Origin of the sequence: Georgenia soli, assembly GCF_002563695.1 — a bacterium.
In the GTDB taxonomy this organism is placed as follows: Bacteria; Actinomycetota; Actinomycetes; order Actinomycetales; family Actinomycetaceae; genus Georgenia; species Georgenia soli.
The window spans coordinates 2,429,584-2,449,364 of sequence record NZ_PDJI01000004.1 but is presented as its reverse complement, the minus strand read 5'-3'; the positions used below and the strand labels follow the sequence as shown (position 1 = coordinate 2,449,364).

The following is a 19,781-nucleotide window of genomic DNA, read 5'->3' as shown; positions in this document are numbered from 1 at the left end:
CCGTGATCGCCTCCTTCCTCCCCGCCCAGTCCGCCGCCGCCGGCGCACCTCTGACCGGTATCGCCGCGTGGGCGGTGAACGTGATGGAGAGCCTCGGCGGTCTCGGCGCTGCCCTGCTCATCGCGCTGGAGAACCTGTTCCCGCCGCTGCCCAGCGAGGTGATCCTGCCGCTGGCCGGGTTCACCGCCTCGCAGGGCAGCCTCGGGCTCATCGAGGTGATCGCCTGGTGCACGGGCGGTTCCGTCGTCGGCGCCTGGCTGCTCTACGGCGCGGGCGCGCTGCTCGGCCGCGAGCGCACGCGCGCCATCATGAACTGGCTGCCGCTGATCAAGATCGAGGACGTCGACAAGACCGAGGCCTGGTTCCACAAGCACGGCAAGGGCACCGTCTTCCTGGGGCGGATGATCCCGATCTTCCGGTCGCTCATCTCGATCCCCGCCGGCATCACGCACATGCCGTTCTTGCTCTTCACCGCCCTGACGCTCGCGGGATCTCTGGTGTGGAACACCGTGCTGATCGTCGCGGGCTACGCCCTCGGGGAGAACTGGCACATCGTCGAGAACTACGTCGGCGTCTTCTCCAAGATCGTCATCGTCGCGGTCATCCTGTTCCTCGCGTGGTTCGTCGTGACCCGGGTGCGCGCCATGCGCGTGGAGCACCGCGCCGGGCACGGGGCCGAGCACGGGACCGGGCCGGCCGACGAGAACGACCCCGCCTGAGCCTCCGCCGCTCCCGCTGGGACACCGGGCACGGCCAGCGCCGTCGGCGACAGCCGCACGAAGCCCGGAACTCTCGGAGATTTCTCACCGCTCTGTCGATCTCGCCCACCCTCACCCGTCATGCTGACGGAGGGACTTCCTCCCGGCCGACGGAGGCCGCACGACGAAGGAGATCGACGATGACCGAGTACATGATCCTGCTGCACGGGGACGAGCGGGTCTGGGCCGAGGCCGACGAGACCGCCCGGCGCAGGGCGTACGAGAGGCACGGGGAGTTCTCGCGGCTCGCGGGCGAGCGGGGGCACCGCATCACAGGAGGAGCGGAGCTGGCCGTGGCGGCCGCGGCGACCGTCGTGCGCGGGACCGCTGAGGGCGTGAGCATCAGCGAGGGCCCCTACGCCGAGACGGTGGAGCAGCTCGGCGGGTTCTACCTGGTGGAGACGGACGACCTGCCCGACCTGCTCCAGCTCGTCGGGATCATCTCCGACGGCGAGCCGGTGGAGGTCCGCCCGACGGTCACCGAGACCGCGGACCAAGCCGAGACGGCCGGCACCATCCCGACGACGCAGGGCCCGTGAGGCCCGGTCCAGGCCGCCACGACGTTGTGACGCCGGGGCCAGGCAGTCCGGGCGGCGCGCCTCCCTCCCGCCGTGGTTGACCGGGGTCCGGCGGAGGCGGCCCTCGAGCAGGCCTGGCGCGAGCACTGGGGCCGCCTCATGGCGCTGCTGCTCGCCCGGTTCCGCCGGGTTGACATCGTCGAGGACGCCCTGGCCGACGCGTTCGCGGAGGCGGCCGACAGGTGGCCGCGGGACGGCGCACCGGCCAACCCGCCCGCGTGGCTCCACACCGCGGCACGGCGACGGTGCGTCGACCGGCTGCGCACCGAGGCGGTGGCCGCGCGCAAGGTGCCGCTCCTGGCGGTGCCCGAGGAGAGTCCCGTGCCGGAGCCCGACGACGAGTCGCACATCCTCGACGAACGCCTGCGGCTGGTGCTCACGTGCTGCCATCCCGCCCTCGCCCCGGACGTCCGGGCGGCGCTCACACTCCGGTTCGTCCTCGGCCTGCCGACCCGGGAGATCGCACGGTTGTTCCTCGTCCCCGAGGCGACGATGGCCGCCCGGCTCACCAGGGCGAAGAAGAAGATCGTCGCGGCCCGCATCCCGTTCGCCGTGCCGGGCCCCGACCAGCTCGAGAAGCGGCTGGCTGTCGCCACCGCCGTCGTCTACCTCGTCTTCACCGCCGGGTACGCACCCGGCGACGGACCCGACGCCGTGCGGATCGCCCTCGCCGGGGAGGCGGTCCGCCTGGGCCGTCTGCTGGACGAGCTGATGCCCGGACGTGCGCCCGTCCGGGCGCTGCTCGCGCTCATGGTGCTCCAGCACGCCCGCCGCGACGCGCGGACCGACGCCGAGGGACGCCTGGTGCTCCTGCCGGACCAGGACCGCCGGCGGTGGCGCCACGTCGAGATCCAGGAAGGTCTGCGGCTGCTCGCGAGCGTTCCGCCGTCGACGGGGCAGGCCGAGGAGTACCGGCTCCAGGCGCTCGTGGCGGCGGAGCACGCCCGGGCCACACGCGCGTCGGACACCGACTGGAGAACGATCGCCCGCACCTACTCCGCGCTCGACGCGCTCACCGGCTCCCCGGTGGTGCGGCTCAACCGGGCGGTCGCCGTGGCGGAGGCGGACGGTCCGGCGGCGGGGCTGGAACTGCTCGACGGCCTGGAGGAGTCGCTGCCAGGCAGTCATCGGGTCGCACTGGTCCGCGGTGAGCTCCTGGCACGGCTGGGACGGACGGTCGAGGCCGCGACGGCCCTCGGGGAGGCGGCCGACCGGTGCGCCAACGACGCCGAGCGGCGACACATCCTCGCCCGTCGCGACGCCGTCGCCGCCGCAACCGACGCGGCCGGGCCGGCGGAGAACCGCACCCTGCGCGCGACGAGAACGCCCTAACGCCTCGTCCAGCAGCCTGGACGGGGCCCGAGGGTGTGCTCGGCCGAGGATGCACCGGCCGGAGCGGGGCTTCGGCCGGCGGGCCGACGCCGCGGGTGCCGCCGTGTGAGATCGGGCGCCTTTCGCCGTCGGCACTCCCCCGGCCGCTGAGGTCGCGCCTACCCTGGCCTGTCGTCATCCGCAGGCGCGCCCGTGCGCGCCCGACTCCACCGGGGGACCTCCCGCATGCCGCAGACCGACCCGACGTTCCTGTCGCTCGTCCCGCCGCTCCTCGCGATCCTCATGGTGGTCCTCACCAAGAAGGTCCTGCTGAGCCTCGGCGTCGGCGTGGTCAGCGGGGCGCTGGTGGTGGCGGGCGGGAAGCCGCTCACCACGCTGCGGCTGGTGCGGGACGCGTTCGTCGGCATCTTCTGGGCCGACGGCGCCCTCAACACCTCGAACATCTACATCGTGCTGTTCCTGCTCATCCTCGGCGTGGTGGCGGCGTTCATCATGATGGCCGGCGGCAGCCGGGCGTTCGGCCGGTGGGCGACGGAGCGGATCAGCAGCCGGCGCGGGTCGCAGCTGCTCGCCGCCGTGCTGGGCATCGTCATCTTCATCGACGACTACTTCAACGCGCTCGCCGTCGGGCAGATCGCCAAGCCGCTGACGGACCGGCACCGGGTCTCCCGGGCGAAGCTCAGCTACATCATCGACTCCACGTCCGCCCCCGTCTGCGTCGTCGCGCCGTTCTCCAGCTGGGGCGCGAGCATCATCGGGATCATGGCGCCGATCGTCGTCGCCGCAGGCCTGGTCGACGTCACGGCCTTCGAGGCCTTCCTCGCCACCATCCCGATGAACTACTACGCCTGGGCGGCCCTCGCGCTCGTGTTCGCGACCGTCCTCCTGCGCGTCGACCTCGGCCCCATGCGCACGGAGGAGCTGCGCACGCTCACCGACGGCGCCCCGTACGCCCCCGGGAAGAAGGTTGCCGGCGAGATGGCCAAGGAGCTGCCCGAGCACCGGCCCGGCTCGATCAGCGCGCTGGTGCTGCCGTTCCTCGCGCTGGTCGTGGGCGTGGTGGGCGCGATCGTGTGGACCGGGCACGCCGAGTCCGGCTCCTGGAACCTCATGGAGATCTTCGCCGCCACGCTGGTCACCGAGTCGCTCATGGCCGGCGGGCTGCTCGGGCTCGCCGTGACCCTGGTGCTCTACCTCAAGGACACCCGCAGCAACGAGCGGTTCGGGTTCGGCACCTTCCGCGACGGCTGGACGCAGGGCATGAGCTCCATGCTCCCCGCGATCTACATCCTCGTGCTCGCGTGGATGCTGGTCGGGCTCATCGACCAGCTGGGCACCGGCCGCTACCTCGCCGACCTCGTCCAGTCGGTGTCCCTTTCCCCGCACTGGCTGGTGCCGATCATGTTCGTCGTGGCCGGCGGCATGGCGTTCGCCACCGGCACCTCGTGGGGGTCCTTCGGCATCCTGCTGCCCATCGCGGGTCAGGTCATGACCGGCGTCGACGAGCCCGGGCTCGTGATCCCGGCCCTCGCGGCGGTGCTCGCCGGCTCGGTGTTCGGCGACCACTGCTCGCCGATCTCGGACACGACGATCCTCTCCTCCACCGGTGCCGGCGCCAACCACATCGACCACGTGATGACGCAGCTGCCCTACGCGCTCGTCGGTGCCGGGGGCTCCCTGGTCGGGTACGTGGTGCTCGCGCTGACCACGAGCGCCTGGGCGGGGCTGGCCGCGACCATGCTGGTGCTCGCCGGCGTCGTGGGGTGGGCACGGACCCGCCGGCGTCCGGCCGAGGACGAGGTGCCGGCGTTCGAGGTCGCCACCGTCTGAGGGCGTCCGTCCCCGCGCGGCCGGCCCGCGCCCTCGCCTGCGCCTGTCCGGGGCTCGCCTACGTCGTCGGCGCGAGCGCCTGTCCGGAGCGCGCCCTACGTCGTCGGCGTCAGCTGGTCCAGCCGCCGCAGGATCACGCCCTCGCGCAGCGCCCAGGGGCAGATCTCCAGCTCCTCGACGCCCAGCGCCTTCATCGCACGCTGCGCCACGATGGCTCCGCCGACGATCTGGTACGTGCGCTCGGGCGTGATCCCCGGCAGCTCCATGCGCTGCTCGGCGGGGATCTTGGCCAGCCGGGGCGTCCAGTCGGCGAGGTCGGCGAGCCGCATGCGCCGCCGTTCCTCGGGCCCCACGACGGCGACCTGCTGACCCGCCAGACGCGCGAGGGAGCGGAAGGTCTTCGACGTCGCCACCACGTGGTCCGGCGGGGGCAGCTTGGCGAGGTCCTTCGCGACCGACGCGAGCACCTTCTTGGCGTGGTCCTTGGCCTCGCGGACCTCCTCCTCCGTCGGCGGGTCGGAGCGCAGGAACTGCCGGGTGAGCCGGCCGGCGCCGAGCGGCACGGACACCGCGAAGTCAGGCCGCTCGTCCAGCCCGGTGGCGATCTCCAGGGAGCCGCCGCCGATGTCGAGTACGAGCAGCCGTCCGGCGGCCCACCCGTGCCAGCGCCGCGCCGCCAGGAACGTCAGCTCCGCCTCCTGCTGACCGCTCAGCACCTGCAGCTCCACCCCGGCGAGCTCGGAGAGGTGGGCGAGGACCTCCGGGCCGTTGGCCGCCTCCCGGATCGCGGAGGTCGCGATCCCCACCATCTCCTCGACGCCGAACTTGTCGGCGGCCTTGACCGCCTTGCGCACGGCCGCGCCGAGGGTCTCGACGCCCTCGTCGGTGATGGCGCCGTCGTCGTCGAGGTAGCGCATGAGCCGCACGGTGCTGCCGACGTCTGCGGCCGGGTCCGGCCGGGCGTCCGGCTCGGCGTCGACGGCGAGCAGGTGCACGGTGTTCGAGCCGATGTCCAGGACGCCCAGTCGCATGCGCCTACGGTACGGCCCGGCCACGTTCCCGCCCGGCGAGGCGTCCCGCCGCCGCAACCTCGCCCGGGCCGATGGCGACCTCGGCGAGCCCCGGAGCGCGCGCCGTCGGCGCGCCCGGCCTGCGCGGGCAGTCCCACCGTGGGGAGCGGTTCCGCCCGCGGGAGGGGCAGCACCTATTGTCGTGGGGAACCCCACACCCGACCGGAGACCTCATGGCCACCATCCTGCAGAAGGCGATCACCCCACAGATGTCCGTCGCGTACCTCGAGCGCGGCCTCGACCGGGTCGCCGGCTACGTGGTGCCCGCGGCGGACGCCGCGTCCGTGACCTCGACGGCCGGGCTCTTCGAGCTCCACGGCCTCGGCTTCGCCGGCACGCCGTTCTCCCCGGACGCCCCGATCGACATCCTCCACCTGCCCGTCTCCCCGACGGCGGTCGTCCTGCCGGCCACCGGGGGCCAGGACGAGGAGGGGCGCCGCCGGACCGGCGGGCAGTTCCTCGAGCGCCCGCCGTTCGCCGGCACCGGCTTCACCAGCACGGGCGACCTGATCGTGCCGCTGTCCTGGGTCGAGCACACCCGCCTCACGCCCGGCGCACGGCTGTGGCGCTTCACCCCCGGCGAGGCGGAGCCCGAGCTGATCGGCACCTACCACGGCGTGGCGTTCGGCTGGCAGAACCACCTCGACGACGACACGTTCCACGCCGTCCTGCCGTCGAAGTACGTCGGCCACGTGGCCAAGATCGACCTCGGCACGTTCGCGGCCGACGTCACCACCGACGAGTCCGGCAACCCCACGGTCCTCACCCTGGTCAGCCCCTCCAAGGACGCCGAGGAGCACGGGTTCACCCGCACAGCGGCGGGTCTGTGGGCCCGGAAGGTCCCGGCCGGGGAGGCCACCGAGCTCTTCGAGATCCACGCCAGCGCCCGCTGGCACGGCATCCCCGTCCGGATCGTCGACCAGGGGCCGAACAAGGAGGGCGAGCAGTTCTGCCGTGTCGCCTCGCTCGCCCACGACGCCGACGCTGCCGAGCGGCTCCACATGGACAAGCTCGACCCCGGTGTCTACGAGACCACCGTGGCGCTGTCAGCGCTGACGGACGTGGTCTACGCCCAGCGCGTCCCGCGCGGGTGGGCCCGCGAGGGTCAGCTCGAGAAGATGCGGGCGCAGGAGTCGACGACGCCGGCGCCCGCCCCCGGCGCGCCGGGCGCGGTCCCGACCGTGGGCCGGCCGGTGGTCTCCGTCGGCGCGGCCGGCGGTGACGGCAGGCCAAACCCGATGAACAAGCACGCCGCCCACCTGCAGCGGGTCGCCCAGGGGCTGGTGTCCCAGGCCCCGGCCGGCTGGACCCGGGCGCGGGTGCTGTGCCGGATGGTCGGCACCCGGGGCGAGCTCCTCGCCGCGGCGACCGACGCCGACGGCAAGGAGACCGGGCTGGCGGGGCTGCCCGGCGACGTCGGCAAGGCGCTCGCCGAGATGCGGCACGCCAGCTTCGAGCCCGGCAGGGGCACCTGGTTCGCAGCGCTGGTCACCCTCGAGCCGTCCGGCAAGCTGACGCTGAACCTCGACTACACCCACGAGCAGAAGTGGTCCAAGCCGCTCGAGCCGGGCCAGTACACCGCGGACCTGCAGCGCTACCCGCGCGACGACGAGCACACGCCGGACTGGCTGCGGGAGCGGCTGGCGGAGGACGAGGCGTCGGGCGCGGGCGGTCCGGCGGACTGACCGGCCTCGGGGGTCCGGCGACGAGCTTCTCCGGGCGACGCCCCGACGATCCGCCTCCGGATCGCACAGTAAGTGCTCCTCCGCAGAGACAGTCGGCCTCCGCCGACTTCTTCTGCGCAGGTCGACTTACGGACCGCGAGGGCGCGAGGGCGCGAGGCCGCGACGTCTGCGGGTGCCGCCCCGCCGCTACTAGGACCTAGGTCACCTCGACACCCATACCCCCCATGGGTATCGTTTCTCCCGGACACCGGTCACAGGGGCCGGTGCTCAGTGACGGGAGGGCGCCATGGCCGGCTACAGCGGGACCAAGGACGACTACGCCCGGCGGCTGCGTCGCATCGAGGGCCAGGTGCGGGGTATCGCACGCATGGTCGACGAGGACACGTACTGCATCGACGTGCTCACCCAGATCTCCGCGGTCACCAAGGCGCTGCAGGCGGTCGGCATCGGCCTGGTCGAGGACCACCTCGGTCACTGCGTCGTCGAGGCGGCCCGGTCCTCCGACGAGGAGGGCCAGGAGAAGGTCGCCGAGGCCAGTGCGGCGATCGCCCGACTCGTCCGTTCCTGATTCGCACGCGAGGAGAACCCATGAGCACCACCGAGATCGACCGCACCACCGTCGTCGACGTCCAGGGCATGACCTGCGGCCACTGCGTGCAGCACGTGACCAGCGAGCTGGAGGCCCTGCCGGCCGTCAAGAACGTCTCCATCGAGCTCAACGCGGGGGGCGTCTCCCCCGTCACGGTGGTCTCCGACACCGTCCTGGACGACGACGCCATCCGCGCCGCCGTGGACGAGGCCGGCTACGCCGTGACCGGCATCCGCCGCGACGCCTGACGCTCGCCGGCGACGTCAACCGCCGACGGCGCACCAGGCCCGTGCCGCCCCCACCGCCGCGGCAGCCCGGGCCACAACCGAAGGGCGCAGCTCGCGCCCACCCGTGACGGCTCCGGCCGGCTGACGCCGGCCGGGCCGCCGTCGACCCCAGAAAGGTCTGGCGTGTCCACCTCCACCGATCCCCGTGCACCACTGACCCCTCTCGCCGAGGTCGACCTCGCGGTCGACGGCATGACCTGCTCGTCGTGCGTGGCACGCGTGGAGAAGAAGCTGAACAAGGTGCCCGGCGTCAGCGCCACGGTGAACCTGGCGACGGAGTCGGCGCACGTCGAGCTCACCGAGGACGTCAGCGACGCCGACCTCGTCGGCGCCGTCCAGGCCGCCGGGTACACCGGGACGGTCACCCGCCGACGCTCGACGGCTCCCGCGGCCGAACCCGCCTCCCCCGACGTGCTGCGCGAGATCGATCTCGCCGTCGACGGCATGACGTGCTCCTCCTGCGTGGCACGCGTGGAGAAGAAGCTCAACAAGGTCCCGGGCGCCACCGCCACGGTGAACCTGGCGACCGAGTCCGCGCACGTGACGCTCACCGAGGAAGTGGACGTCGACGCGCTGGTCGCCGCCATCGAGGCGGCTGGCTACACCGGTCACGTGACCGGTGAGCGGGGCGCCGGCGGGGCCGGCGCGACCCGGGCAGGCGGTGGGTCTGGCGCCGCCGGTGGCACGCCGGTCACGACAACCGACGGCGCACCTGCCGCGACGGGAGGCTCCGCGGCCGACGGCACCGCGAACGCCGCCGCCCCGGGCGACACCCACGACACCTCCTCCCCCGCCGAGCGCCGCGCCGAGGACCTGAGGCGCCGCCTCAAGGTCTCCGCCGTCCTCACCCTGCCGGTGGTGCTGCTGTCGATGATCCCGGCGCTGCAGTTCCCGGGCTGGCAGTGGGTCGTGCTGGTCCTCGCGCTGCCGGTGGTCACCTGGGGAGCCTGGCCGTTCCACCTGTCCGCGTTCCGCGCCGCCCGCCACGGCGCCTCCACCATGGACACCCTCGTCTCGCTCGGCGTGACGGCGGCGACGCTGTGGTCGCTGTGGGCGATCACGCTGGGCGGCGCCGGCGAGATCGGCATGCGCATGCAGTTCACGCTCTTCCCGGCCCAGGGTGAGCACGGCGCGGCGCCGGAGCTGTACTTCGAGGTCGCGGCGGTCGTGACCACCTTCCTGCTCGCCGGCCGCTACGCCGAGTCCCGCTCGCGCCGCCGTGCCGGCGACGCGCTGCGCTCGCTCCTCTCCCTCGGCGCCAAGGACGTCGCCCGCGTGACGCTCGACGCCCAGGGCAACCGGACCGAGGAGCGCGTCCCGGTCGACGCCCTCGTCGTCGGCGACCTCTTCGTCGTCCGGCCGGGCGAGAAGGTGGCCGCCGACGGCGTCGTCGTCGAGGGCACCTCCGCCCTCGACACCTCCCTGCTCACGGGCGAGCCCGTCCCGGTGGACGCCGGGCCCGGCGACGAGGTGGTCGGCGCCACCGTCAACACCTCGGGCAACCTGCTCGTGCGGGCCACCCGTGTGGGCGAGGAGACGACCCTGGCGCAGATCGGCCGCCTGGTCACCCAGGCGCAGACCGGCAAGGCACCGGTGCAGCGGCTGGCGGACCGCATCTCTGCCGTGTTCGTGCCGATCGTCATCACCCTGGCGATCCTCACGTTCGCCGTGTGGGTGCTGCTCGACAACCCGCTGCAGGCCGCGTTCACCGCGGCGGTCGCGGTGCTGATCATCGCCTGCCCGTGCGCGCTCGGGCTCGCCACGCCGACGGCCCTGCTCGTCGGGACCGGCCGGGCCGCCCAGCTCGGCATCCTCATCAAGGGCCCGGAGATCCTCGAGTCCACCCGCCAGGTCGACACGATGGTGCTGGACAAGACGGGCACGGTCACCGAGGGCCGGATGCAGCTGGCCGACGTTCTCGCGCCCTCCGCCGTGCCCACCCGGCACGTGGTCGGCATGGCGGCGGACACCGGCGTCGACGACCTGCGCGCCCAGGTCCTGAACCTCGCCGGCGCCGTCGAGTCCGGCAGCGAGCACCCCATCGCTCGCGCCATCACCGAGGCGGCGACGGCCGGCGGCACCACCCTGCCGCGCATCACGAACTTCTCGAACCACGCCGGCCGCGGGGTCTCCGCCACGGTCGACGACGGCGGCACGGCCCGGGAGGTCCTCGTCGGCCGCCCGTCGTGGCTCGCCACCCAGGGCGTGGCCGGCGTGGGGGACGACGACGAGGTGGCCCGCGCCCACCGTCACGCGGAGTCCGACGGCGCGACCGCCGTCGCCGTGGCGTGGGACGGGGAGGCCCGCGGCGTGCTGACCCTGCAGGACGAGGTCAAGCCCACGTCCGCGGAGGCCGTGGCGCAGCTCAAGCAGCTCGGCATCACGCCGCACCTGCTGACCGGCGACAACCGCGCCGCCGCCGAGCGGGTGGCCGCCGAGGTGGGCATCGCGCCGGAGAACGTCATCGCCGAGGTGCTGCCGGACCAGAAGCTCGACGTCGTCAAGGACCTGCAGGACCGGGGACGCGTGGTCGCCATGGTGGGCGACGGCGTGAACGACGCCGCCGCCCTCGCCCAGGCCGGGCAGCGCGGGCTGGGGCTCGCGATGGGCACCGGCACCGACGTGGCCATCGAGGCGTCCGACATCACGCTGGTGCGCGGGGACCTGCGGGCCGCCCCGACGGCGATCCGCGTCTCCCGCGGGACGCTGCGGATCATCAAGCAGAACCTGTTCTGGGCGTTCGCCTACAACGTCGCCGCGATCCCGCTCGCGGCGCTCGGGCTGCTCAACCCGATGATTGCCGGGGCCGCCATGGCGGCCAGCTCGGTGATCGTCGTCGGCAACTCGCTCCGGCTGCGCCGGGCCGGCTAGCACCCCCGCGAGATGTCATCTTCTCGGCGAGATGTCATCTTCTCCGCGAGTCCACCGGTGCATCAACGGCTGAGGAGGCCCTCGACCAGCTCGGGGGTCACCTCGTCAAGACTGGTGACCACGGCTGCGGCGCGGGCGAGCGCGTCGTCGGCCGGCGGGAACGCCTCGTGCGGCACGGCGATCACCTTCATCCCGGCCGCGGCGGCCGAGCGGATGCCGTTGCTGGAGTCCTCGATCGCCACGGCACGGGTCGGGTCAGCCCCGAGCAGCTCGCACACCCGGACGTAGCCGTCCGGCGAGGGCTTGCCCGCGGCGACCTCCTCGGTGGAGACCGTGGCCCCGAACCGCTCCGCGATGCCCAGCTCGCTGAGCACGGCGTCGATCAGGCGCCGGGGCGAGGACGACGCGAGGCCGAGCGGCCAGCGCTGCGAGAGCCGCTCGACGGCAGCCACCGCACCCGGCAGGGTCGGCAGGTGCTGGTGGTAGCGGGCCGCCATCTCCTCGATGGTGCGCTGCGCGACGGCGGCGGCGTCGCCGTTCACCCCGACCGTCGTCGCCATGTACTCGGACCACTCGGGGGTGGACATGCCCATCATCGCGCGGGTGGCCTCCTCGGGCCACGGCACGCCGTCCTGCGCGGCGAGGCCCTGACGGACCTCGTCCCAGATGGTCTCGGTGTCGGTCAGGACTCCGTCCATGTCGAAGACGACGGCGGAGACGGCGGATCCACTCATGCCTCCATCGTGCCCGACGCGCGGGGCGGAGCCCGGCGACGCCCGTCAGCCGCCGGGCCGGACCGGGACCGGCGCCCCGTCGGCTGAGGGACACTGTGCCGGTGGACGACAGGACGACACCCGCCGGCACCGACGCCGTCGTCACCGACGCGGCACCGCGCGACGCCGGCGCCGGGGAGACGACGACCTACTCGGCAGGCCGCCTCCGGTCCCGGCTGCGCGCGGAGGTGCTCATCGTCCTCGGCCTCTCGCTGGGGCAGTCCGCGGTCTACGCCGTGGTCAACATCGTCGCCCGGCTGACGCTCGAGACACCCCTGGGCCAGCAGAGCACCGCGATGAACCCGTCGCGCTCAACCCGCCCGTACCTGGACCTCACCTACCAGCTGCTATCCATCGGGTTCGCGCTCGTCCCGGTCGCGCTCGCGCTGTACCTGCTGTCCGAGCCCGGCCGGCGCGCGACGGCCCGCATCGGCCTGGACGGGCGGCGCCCCTGGCGGGATCTCGGCGCCGGCGTCGGCCTGGCCGCGCTCATCGGCGTCCCCGGGCTGGGCCTGTACCTGGCCGGGCGTGCGCTGGGCATCACGGTCGAGGTGCACGCGTCCACGCTGAACGCCCACTGGTGGACCGTCCCGGTGCTCATCCTGGCGGCCCTGCAGAACGCGCTGCTCGAGGAGGTCATCGTCGCCGGGTACCTCATCGAGCGGCTCGAGCAGCTCGGCTGGCGGCCGGCCGCGGTCCTCGCCACCAGCGCCGTCGTGCGCGGCGGGTACCACCTCTACCAGGGGTTCGGCCCGTTCGTCGGAAACGTCGTCATGGGCCTGATCTTCGGCGAGTACTACCGGCGACGACGGCGGACCATGCCGCTCGTGGTCGCCCACACCCTCATCGACGTGGTGGCCTTCGTCGGCTACGCACTGCTGCCGGCGAGCGCCCTGGCCGCGCTCGGCCTCGCCTGAGCGCCGGTCGGACGGCCATGACGGCGCACAAGATGGCCTTTCAGGACGTCCTCACGTTGGGCAACGATCTGGAGGTCGCCGGACACGGAGATGTGGACAGCGCCGAGCGTCAGATCGGTGCACCGTTCCCGGCCGGCTACCGCGAGTTCGTCACAACGCTGGGGGACGGGCAGTACAACGGCGGGTACGTTTACGTCCTCATGCCTCAGGCCATCGTGGGGCAGTACCGGCAACTGCAGAGAACCTGGCGGCAGCACGCCGATTTCTGGGAGGAGTCGGACCTGCTCACTCCCGAGGAGCTGGGACAGGCTGTCGTGCTGGCACGAACCGTGGACGGGGACGAGGTGGTCTTCCACCCGCAGAAGCCTTGCGCGGTCCACGTGCTCCCCAGGCACCATGACGAGATCCACCACGCCGGCGAGGACCTCGAGGAAGCACTGGAGTGGGTGGAGAACTCCGGTGTGCTCGCGAGCCGCACAAGGGTCAGTCGCCTGGAGCCCGACGGGAGGTTCGAGGACTGGAGCGGCGCGACGTTCAGGCCGTACACGAACGTCGCGCGCGCCGAGTTCCTCTGCCGCACGGCCGGGAACCTGTACGCCGCGCTGATGGCGCGCATGACGCGCCAGGCGTTGGCCGACGTGGATGGCACGGTGCTGATGGTGTTCGACGACGACGAGGCTGAGGGCGCTGAGGAAGGCCCGGTTGCCCTGTACCTGACGGAGTGCGCGGGCGAGATCAGATGCCAGCCGTACGGCGAGGGCACGATCCGAGTCCTCGTGAGCTACGACAGCAGAACGAGGTCGAGACGCATGGAGGAGTGGCTCGAGCATCTCGGAAGCGTCTCCGTGCAGGCCGGCTGACTCCCCCCGGAACCGGACCGGCGCGGCCGGTGTCTACCTGGTTCACGAGGTCCAAGGTGGCGTGCGACCGCAGGATCTCGCATCGTGGGCAACAGGTCTGCGTACGTCCGCCAGCCGGGTCACCATCCGACTGACGGTGCGCGACGTGGGGCGGCCGGGAGAAGATCAGGGTATGCACCGACCCCCACGACGCCGACCGCTCGCCCTGCGTCCCGCCGCATCCTGTCGAGTGACCTCTGCATGTCGACGTCGAGCCTGATCGCCCCCGAGACCGCGCTCCCGACGGTCTCCTTCGAGCTCTTCCCGCCACGGGGGACGGAGTCCGACGACGCCGTCTGGGCGCGGATCCGGCGCATGGCCGAGGCCGGCCCGGACTTCTTCACGGTGACCTACGGCGCCTCGGGCTCGGCCCGCACCTCCTCCGACGCGATCGTCCACCGCCTTCTCGCCGAGACCCACGTCCCGGTGGTCGCCCACCTCACCTGCGTAGGAGCGACGCGCGCCGAGCTCACCGCGCGCGTGCGGGACCTGCTCGACGCCGGGGTCCGGGACTTCCTCGCCCTGCGGGGAGACCCGCCCGCGGGACAGACCCGATGGGTCCCCGACCCGGAAGGTGTGGCCGGGTCCGCAGACCTGGTCCGGCTCATCCGCGAGGTCCACTCGGCCCGTTCGGCCACGGGCGACGTCACGGTCGCCGTCGCCGCCTACCCGTCCGGCCGCAACAGCGGGCCCGGTGAGATCGCGGCCCTGCGCGAGAAGCAGGCCGCCGGCGCGGACTACGCCGTCACGCAGGTGTTCTACGACGCCGAGGACTACGCGACACTCGTGCGCGACGCCCGCGCCGCCGGCGTCACCCTGCCGATCGTGCCCGGCATCCTGCCGATGACCGAGCGGCGCCGCCTCGCCCGGCTCGAGGAGCTCACCGGCGTGCCCGTGCCCCTCAGCCTCGACGCGCTGCTCGACGTCCGGGACGACGCCGTGCGCCTGCGCCGCGGTCTCGACGCCACGCTCGCGCTCATCGACCGGGTGCTTGCCGTGGGCGCGCCCGGCCTGCACCTGTACACCTTCAACCGGGACCGTCCCGCGCTGGACGTGCTCGACCACCTGCGGGCGCGCGGGGTGCTGAACCCCGCTCTCGTCAGCTCGGGCGCGACACCGGCGTCCGCCGCACCGGCCTAGGCACCGCCACCGCGGCCGGAGCCAGCCGCTCCCGTGCCGCGGCGGGCCGGCCGCAGCGTCCGCCCGAGCGCCCACCGCTCCGCGCCCGCCAGATCCATATCAAGTACCGACCTCAGGAGACCCGCATGACCCCCGACCTGCGCGAGGCAGCCCGCGCTCGCATCCTCGTCCTCGACGGGGCGTGGGGGTCGCTGCTGCAGCAGGCCGGCCTCGAGGAGTCGGACTTCCGGTTCGACGGCGCCGACCCGGCCCGCGCCTACACGGGCAACTTCGACCTTCTCGCGCTCACCCGTCCGGACGTGCTGCTCGAGGTGCACCGCGCGTACCTCGCCGCCGGCGCGGACATCACCACCACGAACACGTTCACCGCCACCACCATCGCGCAGGCGGACTACGGCACCGAGCACCTCGTGCCTGAGATCAACCGCCGGGCCGCCGCGCTGGCCCGCGAGGCCGCGGACGAGGCGGCCGCGGCGGACGGACGCCCCCGCTGGGTGGCCGGCGCCATGGGACCGACGAACCGCACGGCGTCCCTCTCCCCCGACGTCGACCGCCCCGAGTACCGCGCCGTCACCTACGAGGACCTGCGCGTCGCCTACGCCGAGCAGGCCCGCGCGCTTCTCGACGGCGGGGCGGACCTGATCCTCGTCGAGACGGTCTTTGACACCCTCAACGCCAAGGCCGCCCTGCACGCGGTGGACGACGTCGCCGCCCAGGTGGGCCGGGCCGTGCCGGTCATGCTCTCGGGCACCATCACGGACGCCTCCGGCCGCACCCTCTCCGGGCAGACCCCCGAGGCGTTCGTCATCTCCACCGAGCACGCCGACCTCGTCTCCGTCGGCCTGAACTGCGCGCTCGGCCCGGCGGCGATGCGCCCGCACGTGCGCGAGATCGCCGGCGCCTCCGACCGGCTCGTCTCCGTCCACCCCAACGCCGGACTGCCCAACGCCTTCGGCGGCTACGACGAGACGCCCGAGGACATGGCCGAGGTCCTCGGCGACTTCGCCCGCGAGGGTCTGGTCAACATCGTCGGCGGCTGCTGCGGCACCACCCCGGAGCACATCCGCGCGATCGCCGACGCCGTGACCCGCCACCGCCCGCGGACGCCGGGCGAGCGGACGCAGCACCTGCGCCTGTCCGGCCTCGAGCCGTTCACGCTCACGCCGGAGCTGAACTTCGTCAACGTCGGCGAGCGCACCAACATCACGGGCTCGCCGCGGTTCAGCAAGGCGGTGCTGGCCGGGGACTGGACCGCGGCGGTGCAGATCGCCCGCCAGCAGGTCGAGGCCGGCGCCCAGCTCATCGACGTCAACCTCGACGAGGGCATGCTCGACGGCGTCGAGGCCATGACCCACTTCCTCAACCTGCTCGCCGGGGAGCCGGACATCTCCCGGGTGCCGGTGATGGTCGACTCCTCCCGCTGGGAGGTCATCGAGGCGGGGCTGCGGTGCCTGCAGGGCCGGGGCGTCGTCAACTCCATCTCGCTGAAGGACGGTGAGGAGGAGTTCCTGCGCCGCGCCGCCGCCGTGCGCCGCCACGGCGCCGCCATGGTGGTCATGGCGTTCGACGAGCACGGCCAGGCCGACAGCTACCAGCGCCGCGTCGAGGTCTGCGAGCGCGCCTACCGCCTCCTCACCGAGAAGGCCGGCGTGGCGCCGCAGGACATCATCTTCGACCCCAACGTGCTCACGGTCGCCACCGGCATGAGCGAGCACGACCGCTACGCCCTCGACTTCATCGAGGCCACCGCCTGGATCAAGGCCAACCTGCCCGGCGCGCTGGTCAGCGGCGGCATCTCCAACGTCTCGTTCAGCTTCCGCGGCAACAACCCGGTGCGCGAGGCGATGCACACCGTGTTCCTGTTCCACGCGATCCGCGCGGGCCTGGACATGGGCATCGTCAACGCCGGGATGCTCGGCGTGTACGAGGACATCGCCCCCGTCCTGCGCGAGGCCGTCGAGGACGTCATCCTCGCGCGCCGCGACGACGCCACGGACCGGCTCATCGCCCTGGCGGAGACGTACCGCAACCAGGCCCGCGAGGGGGACGACGGCGCAGCCGCCCGGAACGCCTGGCGCGACGCAGGCGTCCAGGACCGGATCCGTCACGCCATGGTCCACGGCATCTCCGACCACATCGTCGACGACGCCGAGGAGGCCTACCAGGAGCTCGGCTCCGCGCTTGAGGTCATCGAGGGCCCGCTCATGCAGGGCATGGACGTGGTCGGCGATCTCTTCGGCGCGGGCAAGATGTTCCTGCCGCAGGTGGTGAAGTCCGCCCGCGTGATGAAGCGGGCCGTCGCCCATCTGACGCCGTACCTCGAGGCGGCGGCCGTCGACACGGGCGGCCGCTCGAAGGGACGGGTGGTGCTCGCGACCGTCAAGGGCGACGTCCACGACATCGGCAAGAACATCGTCGGCGTGGTGCTCGCCTGCAACGGCTTCGAGATCACCGACCTCGGCGTGATGGTGCCCGCCGAGAAGATCCTGGACACCGCCGCGGAGCTCGACGCGGACATCATCGGGCTCTCCGGCCTGATCACCCCGAGCCTGGACGAGATGGTGTCGGTGGCCGGCGAGATGGCCCGGCGGAAGCTGTCGACCCCGCTGCTCATCGGCGGCGCCACCACCTCCGCCGCACACACGGCGGTGAAGATCGACCCGGCGTACCCGGGCACCGTGGTGCACGTGGCGGACGCCAGCCGGGCCGTGGGCGTCGCGGCGGACGTCATCGGCCGGGAGACCGAGATCGCCGAGCGGGTGCGCGGGGAGTACGCCGAGCTGCGCGAGCGCCACGGCGCCAGGAAGGTCACCCTGGTGGACCTGGAGACCGCCCGCGCGGACTCCCGCACGGTCGACGCCCCGGGTCAGCCCGCGCCACGAAGCCTCGGCCGGCAGCTGCTCCGCCCGGACCTCACCGAGCTCGTCGAGATCATCGACTGGACGCCGTTCTTCTCCGCCTGGGAGCTGCGCGGCACCTACCCCCGGATCCTCGAGGACCCCCGCCAGGGCGAGCAGGCCCGTCAGCTCCTCGCCGACGGCCGCGCCCTGCTGGACCGGATCGTCGCCGAGGGGCTGTACGAGCCGCGCGGCGTCGTCGCCCTGTGGCCGGCGCGCCGGGAGGGGGACGACATCGTCGTCGAGCCCGACGGCGCAGCCGGCCCGGTCACGTTCCACACCCTGCGTCAGCAGAAGGAGCGGGCGGGCCGCTACGCGGCGCTCGCGGACTTCGTCGCCACCGGGGACGACCACCTGGGCGGCTTCGCCGTCGCGATCCACGGCGCGGACGAGCTGGCGAGGACGTTCAAGGCAGACCACGACGACTACAACGCGATCCTCGCCCAGTCCCTCGCCGACCGGCTGGCCGAGGCCTTCGCCGAGTGGACCCACCGGTACGTGCGCACCGAGCTGTGGGGCTACGCCGCCGACGAGGCGCTGGACGTGCCCGACCTCATCCGCGAGCGCTACGCCGGCATCCGGCCGGCGCCCGGCTACCCGGCGCAGCCGGACCACACGGAGAAGCGCACGCTCTTCGCCCTGCTCGGGGCCGAGGAGGCGGGCCTGGAGCTGACGGAGTCGTGCGCGATGTACCCGACGTCGGCGGTGTCCGGGCTGATCCTCGGGCACCCCGAGGCGACCTACTTCGCCGTCGGGAAGCTCGGCCGGGACCAGGTTGCCGACTACGCCGCCCGCAAGGGCTGGACGCTGGATGAGGCGGAGACGTGGCTCGCGCCGAACCTGGGGTACGTGCCCTGACGTGGCACCAGGGCGCCGCGCCACGAGGAAGCGTCGGCGGGGCGGGTCAGCGGCCCGCGGCGCCGAGGGGCGGCGCGACCAGGAAGTGCCCCTAGGCCCGACCGACCAGCGGCCCGCGGGCAGCCGGCTCCTGCGTACGCTCGTGCGGCAGCAACCAGCCGAGCACCGCGACGACGACGCCCACGCCGAGGAACACGGGGTGCAGCACCGGGTGGAAGACCTGCATCCAGACGAGCTCGACCCCCACCCAGGCGATGAGGCCGACGCCCGCGGCGATGGCGATGGTCCGGTGGTGCGGCGCGCTCGTCAGCACGGCGACACCCGCGAGGAACACGGCGAGCCCCGGTAACAGCATCGTGGCGAGGCCCGGGAGGGTCCAGGACCCGAACGGTGTGTGCGCCAGCCACGCGGCCGGGTCCATCTCCCACGCGCCGGTGGCGAGCATGTACCCGCCCCACATCGCGCTGACGCCGGTCACCAGCAGCATGGCGACGAGAACGAGACGGACGACGGTGTCCCTCATCGCGAACGACCTCCTTCGGTCGGCCCGTCCAGCGAGGGCAGCTACCCCTGGGGGCGCTTCCACACCCTGGAGGTTCTTCCACGCTCGCGCCGGTCCTGCCCCGCGTCCAGAGACCAACGTCCCTGGCACCTTCAGAGCCGCGCCAGCTGCTTCCACTCCCGGCGCAGCCGCCAGCCGTGGGCGACCAGCGCCGCCCCGACGAGGAGGGCGCCGATCCCGAGCGAGACCGTGGCCACCAGCAGGGCCACCGACGGGAAGACGATGAGGAAGGTGCCCAGGAGGGCGAGCAGGCCCCCGGCGACGAGGCCGCCCGACCACGTGCTGGGCGCGAGCGCCCGGGTCTGCACGGACACCGCGATCATGACCACGCCCGTGACGAGCCCGGCGATGCCGGCCAGGACGACCAGGCTCTTGGCCGAGATGGACGGCTGCCAGATCAGGAACAGGCCGGCGAGCACGCCGATCGCGCCGCGCACCACGCGCCAGCCGGCGCCCCACTGGCCGCGTCCGGCGATCCCCAGCACCACCGAGACGACGCCGTCGGCCAGGGCGCCGACGCCGAGCACGGTGACCACCGCGGCGAGGCTGGTCAGGGGCGCGAGCAGCAGCGCCAGACCCACCAGGAGGAGGATCAGGCCACGCACGAGCGGCACCCACCAGCTCCGGGCGGTGTAGCGCGCGAGCTGCTCGCCCATGCGCGTCTGCCCCCAGGACATCGTCCACCTCCCGGCCGAGCTCTGTCCCCGGCACTTGGTTTTACCCGACCAACCATAC

General features: G+C 73.2%; 16 protein-coding genes. 12 read left to right on the top strand and 4 right to left on the bottom strand.

Translation table 11 applies throughout. From position 1 onward, the window contains the following. Positions 1-5 precede the first annotated feature (5 nt). From ATJ97_RS12410 to ATJ97_RS12395, 4 genes are all read left to right on the top strand, one after another. Positions 6-719 (top strand): DedA family protein, encoded by a 714-nt coding sequence (locus ATJ97_RS12410; protein ID WP_483866853.1) that lies wholly within the window; start codon positions 6-8, stop codon positions 717-719. Between the two features lie 179 nt (positions 720-898). Then, on the top strand, positions 899-1,297 hold the full coding sequence (locus tag ATJ97_RS12405; RefSeq protein WP_098484008.1) for a YciI family protein: 399 nt from the start codon (positions 899-901) through the stop codon (positions 1,295-1,297). Positions 1,298-1,369: 72 nt separating this feature from the next. Next, a complete protein-coding gene (locus tag ATJ97_RS12400) occupies positions 1,370-2,668 on the top strand; it encodes an RNA polymerase sigma factor (protein ID WP_245862449.1) in 1,299 nt (432 codons plus the stop codon). A gap of 225 nt (positions 2,669-2,893) precedes the next feature. Next, complete coding sequence (locus ATJ97_RS12395; RefSeq protein ID WP_098484006.1) at positions 2,894-4,498, top strand: Na+/H+ antiporter NhaC family protein; 1,605 nt, start codon at positions 2,894-2,896, stop codon at positions 4,496-4,498. 95 nt (positions 4,499-4,593) lie between these two features. Here the strand turns inward: ATJ97_RS12395 and ATJ97_RS12390 are convergent, their stop codons facing one another. Further along, positions 4,594-5,529 (bottom strand): Ppx/GppA family phosphatase, encoded by a 936-nt coding sequence (locus ATJ97_RS12390; protein ID WP_098484005.1) that lies wholly within the window; start codon positions 5,527-5,529, stop codon positions 4,594-4,596. A 212-nt stretch (positions 5,530-5,741) separates the two neighbouring features. On the opposite strand from ATJ97_RS12390, the gene ATJ97_RS12385 reads away from it, so the two are divergent. The 4 genes from ATJ97_RS12385 to ATJ97_RS12370 all read left to right on the top strand — a co-directional run bounded on the left by ATJ97_RS12385 (position 5,742) and on the right by ATJ97_RS12370 (position 11,000). After that, entirely contained in the window at positions 5,742-7,253 is a 1,512-nt protein-coding gene (locus ATJ97_RS12385; RefSeq protein WP_098484004.1) for a hypothetical protein, read from the top strand. Between the two features lie 286 nt (positions 7,254-7,539). Continuing rightward, positions 7,540-7,821 carry a metal-sensitive transcriptional regulator gene (locus ATJ97_RS12380; protein WP_043497005.1) on the top strand — a complete coding sequence of 94 codons (282 nt, stop codon included), beginning with the start codon at positions 7,540-7,542 and terminating at the stop codon, positions 7,819-7,821. A gap of 20 nt (positions 7,822-7,841) precedes the next feature. Next, the gene (locus ATJ97_RS12375; RefSeq protein ID WP_098484003.1) at positions 7,842-8,090 is read left to right on the top strand and encodes a heavy-metal-associated domain-containing protein; all 249 of its coding nucleotides are present in this window, start codon (positions 7,842-7,844) and stop codon (positions 8,088-8,090) included. Between the two features lie 162 nt (positions 8,091-8,252). Next, a complete protein-coding gene (locus tag ATJ97_RS12370; protein WP_098484002.1) occupies positions 8,253-11,000 on the top strand; it encodes a heavy metal translocating P-type ATPase in 2,748 nt (915 codons plus the stop codon). A gap of 62 nt (positions 11,001-11,062) precedes the next feature. Here the strand turns inward: ATJ97_RS12370 and ATJ97_RS12365 are convergent, their stop codons facing one another. Further along, positions 11,063-11,734, bottom strand: a complete 672-nt coding sequence (locus ATJ97_RS12365) for an HAD family hydrolase (protein ID WP_098484001.1) — start codon at positions 11,732-11,734, stop codon at positions 11,063-11,065. A 215-nt stretch (positions 11,735-11,949) separates the two neighbouring features. Here ATJ97_RS12365 and ATJ97_RS12360 point away from each other — a divergent pair, with 215 nt between their 5' ends. The 4 genes from ATJ97_RS12360 (at position 11,950) to metH (ending at position 18,484) form a co-directional block, all read left to right on the top strand. After that, positions 11,950-12,690, top strand: a complete 741-nt coding sequence (locus tag ATJ97_RS12360; protein WP_098485438.1) for a CPBP family intramembrane glutamic endopeptidase — start codon at positions 11,950-11,952, stop codon at positions 12,688-12,690. 17 nt (positions 12,691-12,707) lie between these two features. Next, on the top strand, positions 12,708-13,550 hold the full coding sequence (locus tag ATJ97_RS12355; protein ID WP_098484000.1) for an SMI1/KNR4 family protein: 843 nt from the start codon (positions 12,708-12,710) through the stop codon (positions 13,548-13,550). A gap of 240 nt (positions 13,551-13,790) precedes the next feature. After that, a complete protein-coding gene (locus ATJ97_RS12350; RefSeq protein ID WP_098483999.1) occupies positions 13,791-14,729 on the top strand; it encodes a methylenetetrahydrofolate reductase in 939 nt (312 codons plus the stop codon). A gap of 125 nt (positions 14,730-14,854) precedes the next feature. Next, complete coding sequence (gene metH / locus ATJ97_RS12345) at positions 14,855-18,484, top strand: methionine synthase (protein WP_098483998.1); 3,630 nt, start codon at positions 14,855-14,857, stop codon at positions 18,482-18,484. 91 nt (positions 18,485-18,575) lie between these two features. On the opposite strand, the gene ATJ97_RS12340 is transcribed toward metH, so the two are convergent. Together ATJ97_RS12340 and ATJ97_RS19845 are read right to left on the bottom strand one after the other, a co-directional pair. Further along, positions 18,576-19,007, bottom strand: coding sequence for a hypothetical protein (locus tag ATJ97_RS12340; protein ID WP_098483997.1), 432 nt, complete (start codon positions 19,005-19,007; stop codon positions 18,576-18,578). Positions 19,008-19,138: 131 nt separating this feature from the next. Next, entirely contained in the window at positions 19,139-19,723 is a 585-nt protein-coding gene (locus tag ATJ97_RS19845; protein ID WP_170037430.1) for an HdeD family acid-resistance protein, read from the bottom strand. Positions 19,724-19,781: the final 58 nt, after the last annotated feature.

What these genes read in the sequence shown, in the direction of transcription:
- ATJ97_RS12395 (WP_098484006.1), top strand. Translation starts at nt 2,894, where the DNA reads ATGCCGCAGACCGACCCGACGTTCCTGTCGCTCGTCCCGCCGCTCCTC.
- ATJ97_RS12375 (WP_098484003.1), top strand. Translation starts at nt 7,842, where the DNA reads ATGAGCACCACCGAGATCGACCGCACCACCGTCGTCGACGTCCAGGGC.
- ATJ97_RS12405 (WP_098484008.1), top strand. Translation starts at nt 899, where the DNA reads ATGACCGAGTACATGATCCTGCTGCACGGGGACGAGCGGGTCTGGGCC.
- ATJ97_RS12380 (WP_043497005.1), top strand. Translation starts at nt 7,540, where the DNA reads ATGGCCGGCTACAGCGGGACCAAGGACGACTACGCCCGGCGGCTGCGT.
- ATJ97_RS12365 (WP_098484001.1), bottom strand. Translation starts at nt 11,734, where the DNA reads ATGAGTGGATCCGCCGTCTCCGCCGTCGTCTTCGACATGGACGGAGTC.
- metH (WP_098483998.1), top strand. Translation starts at nt 14,855, where the DNA reads ATGACCCCCGACCTGCGCGAGGCAGCCCGCGCTCGCATCCTCGTCCTC.
- ATJ97_RS12385 (WP_098484004.1), top strand. Translation starts at nt 5,742, where the DNA reads ATGGCCACCATCCTGCAGAAGGCGATCACCCCACAGATGTCCGTCGCG.
- ATJ97_RS12350 (WP_098483999.1), top strand. Translation starts at nt 13,791, where the DNA reads ATGTCGACGTCGAGCCTGATCGCCCCCGAGACCGCGCTCCCGACGGTC.
- ATJ97_RS12340 (WP_098483997.1), bottom strand. Translation starts at nt 19,007, where the DNA reads ATGAGGGACACCGTCGTCCGTCTCGTTCTCGTCGCCATGCTGCTGGTG.
- ATJ97_RS12355 (WP_098484000.1), top strand. Translation starts at nt 12,708, where the DNA reads ATGACGGCGCACAAGATGGCCTTTCAGGACGTCCTCACGTTGGGCAAC.
- ATJ97_RS12390 (WP_098484005.1), bottom strand. Translation starts at nt 5,529, where the DNA reads ATGCGACTGGGCGTCCTGGACATCGGCTCGAACACCGTGCACCTGCTC.
- ATJ97_RS19845 (WP_170037430.1), bottom strand. Translation starts at nt 19,723, where the DNA reads ATGTCCTGGGGGCAGACGCGCATGGGCGAGCAGCTCGCGCGCTACACC.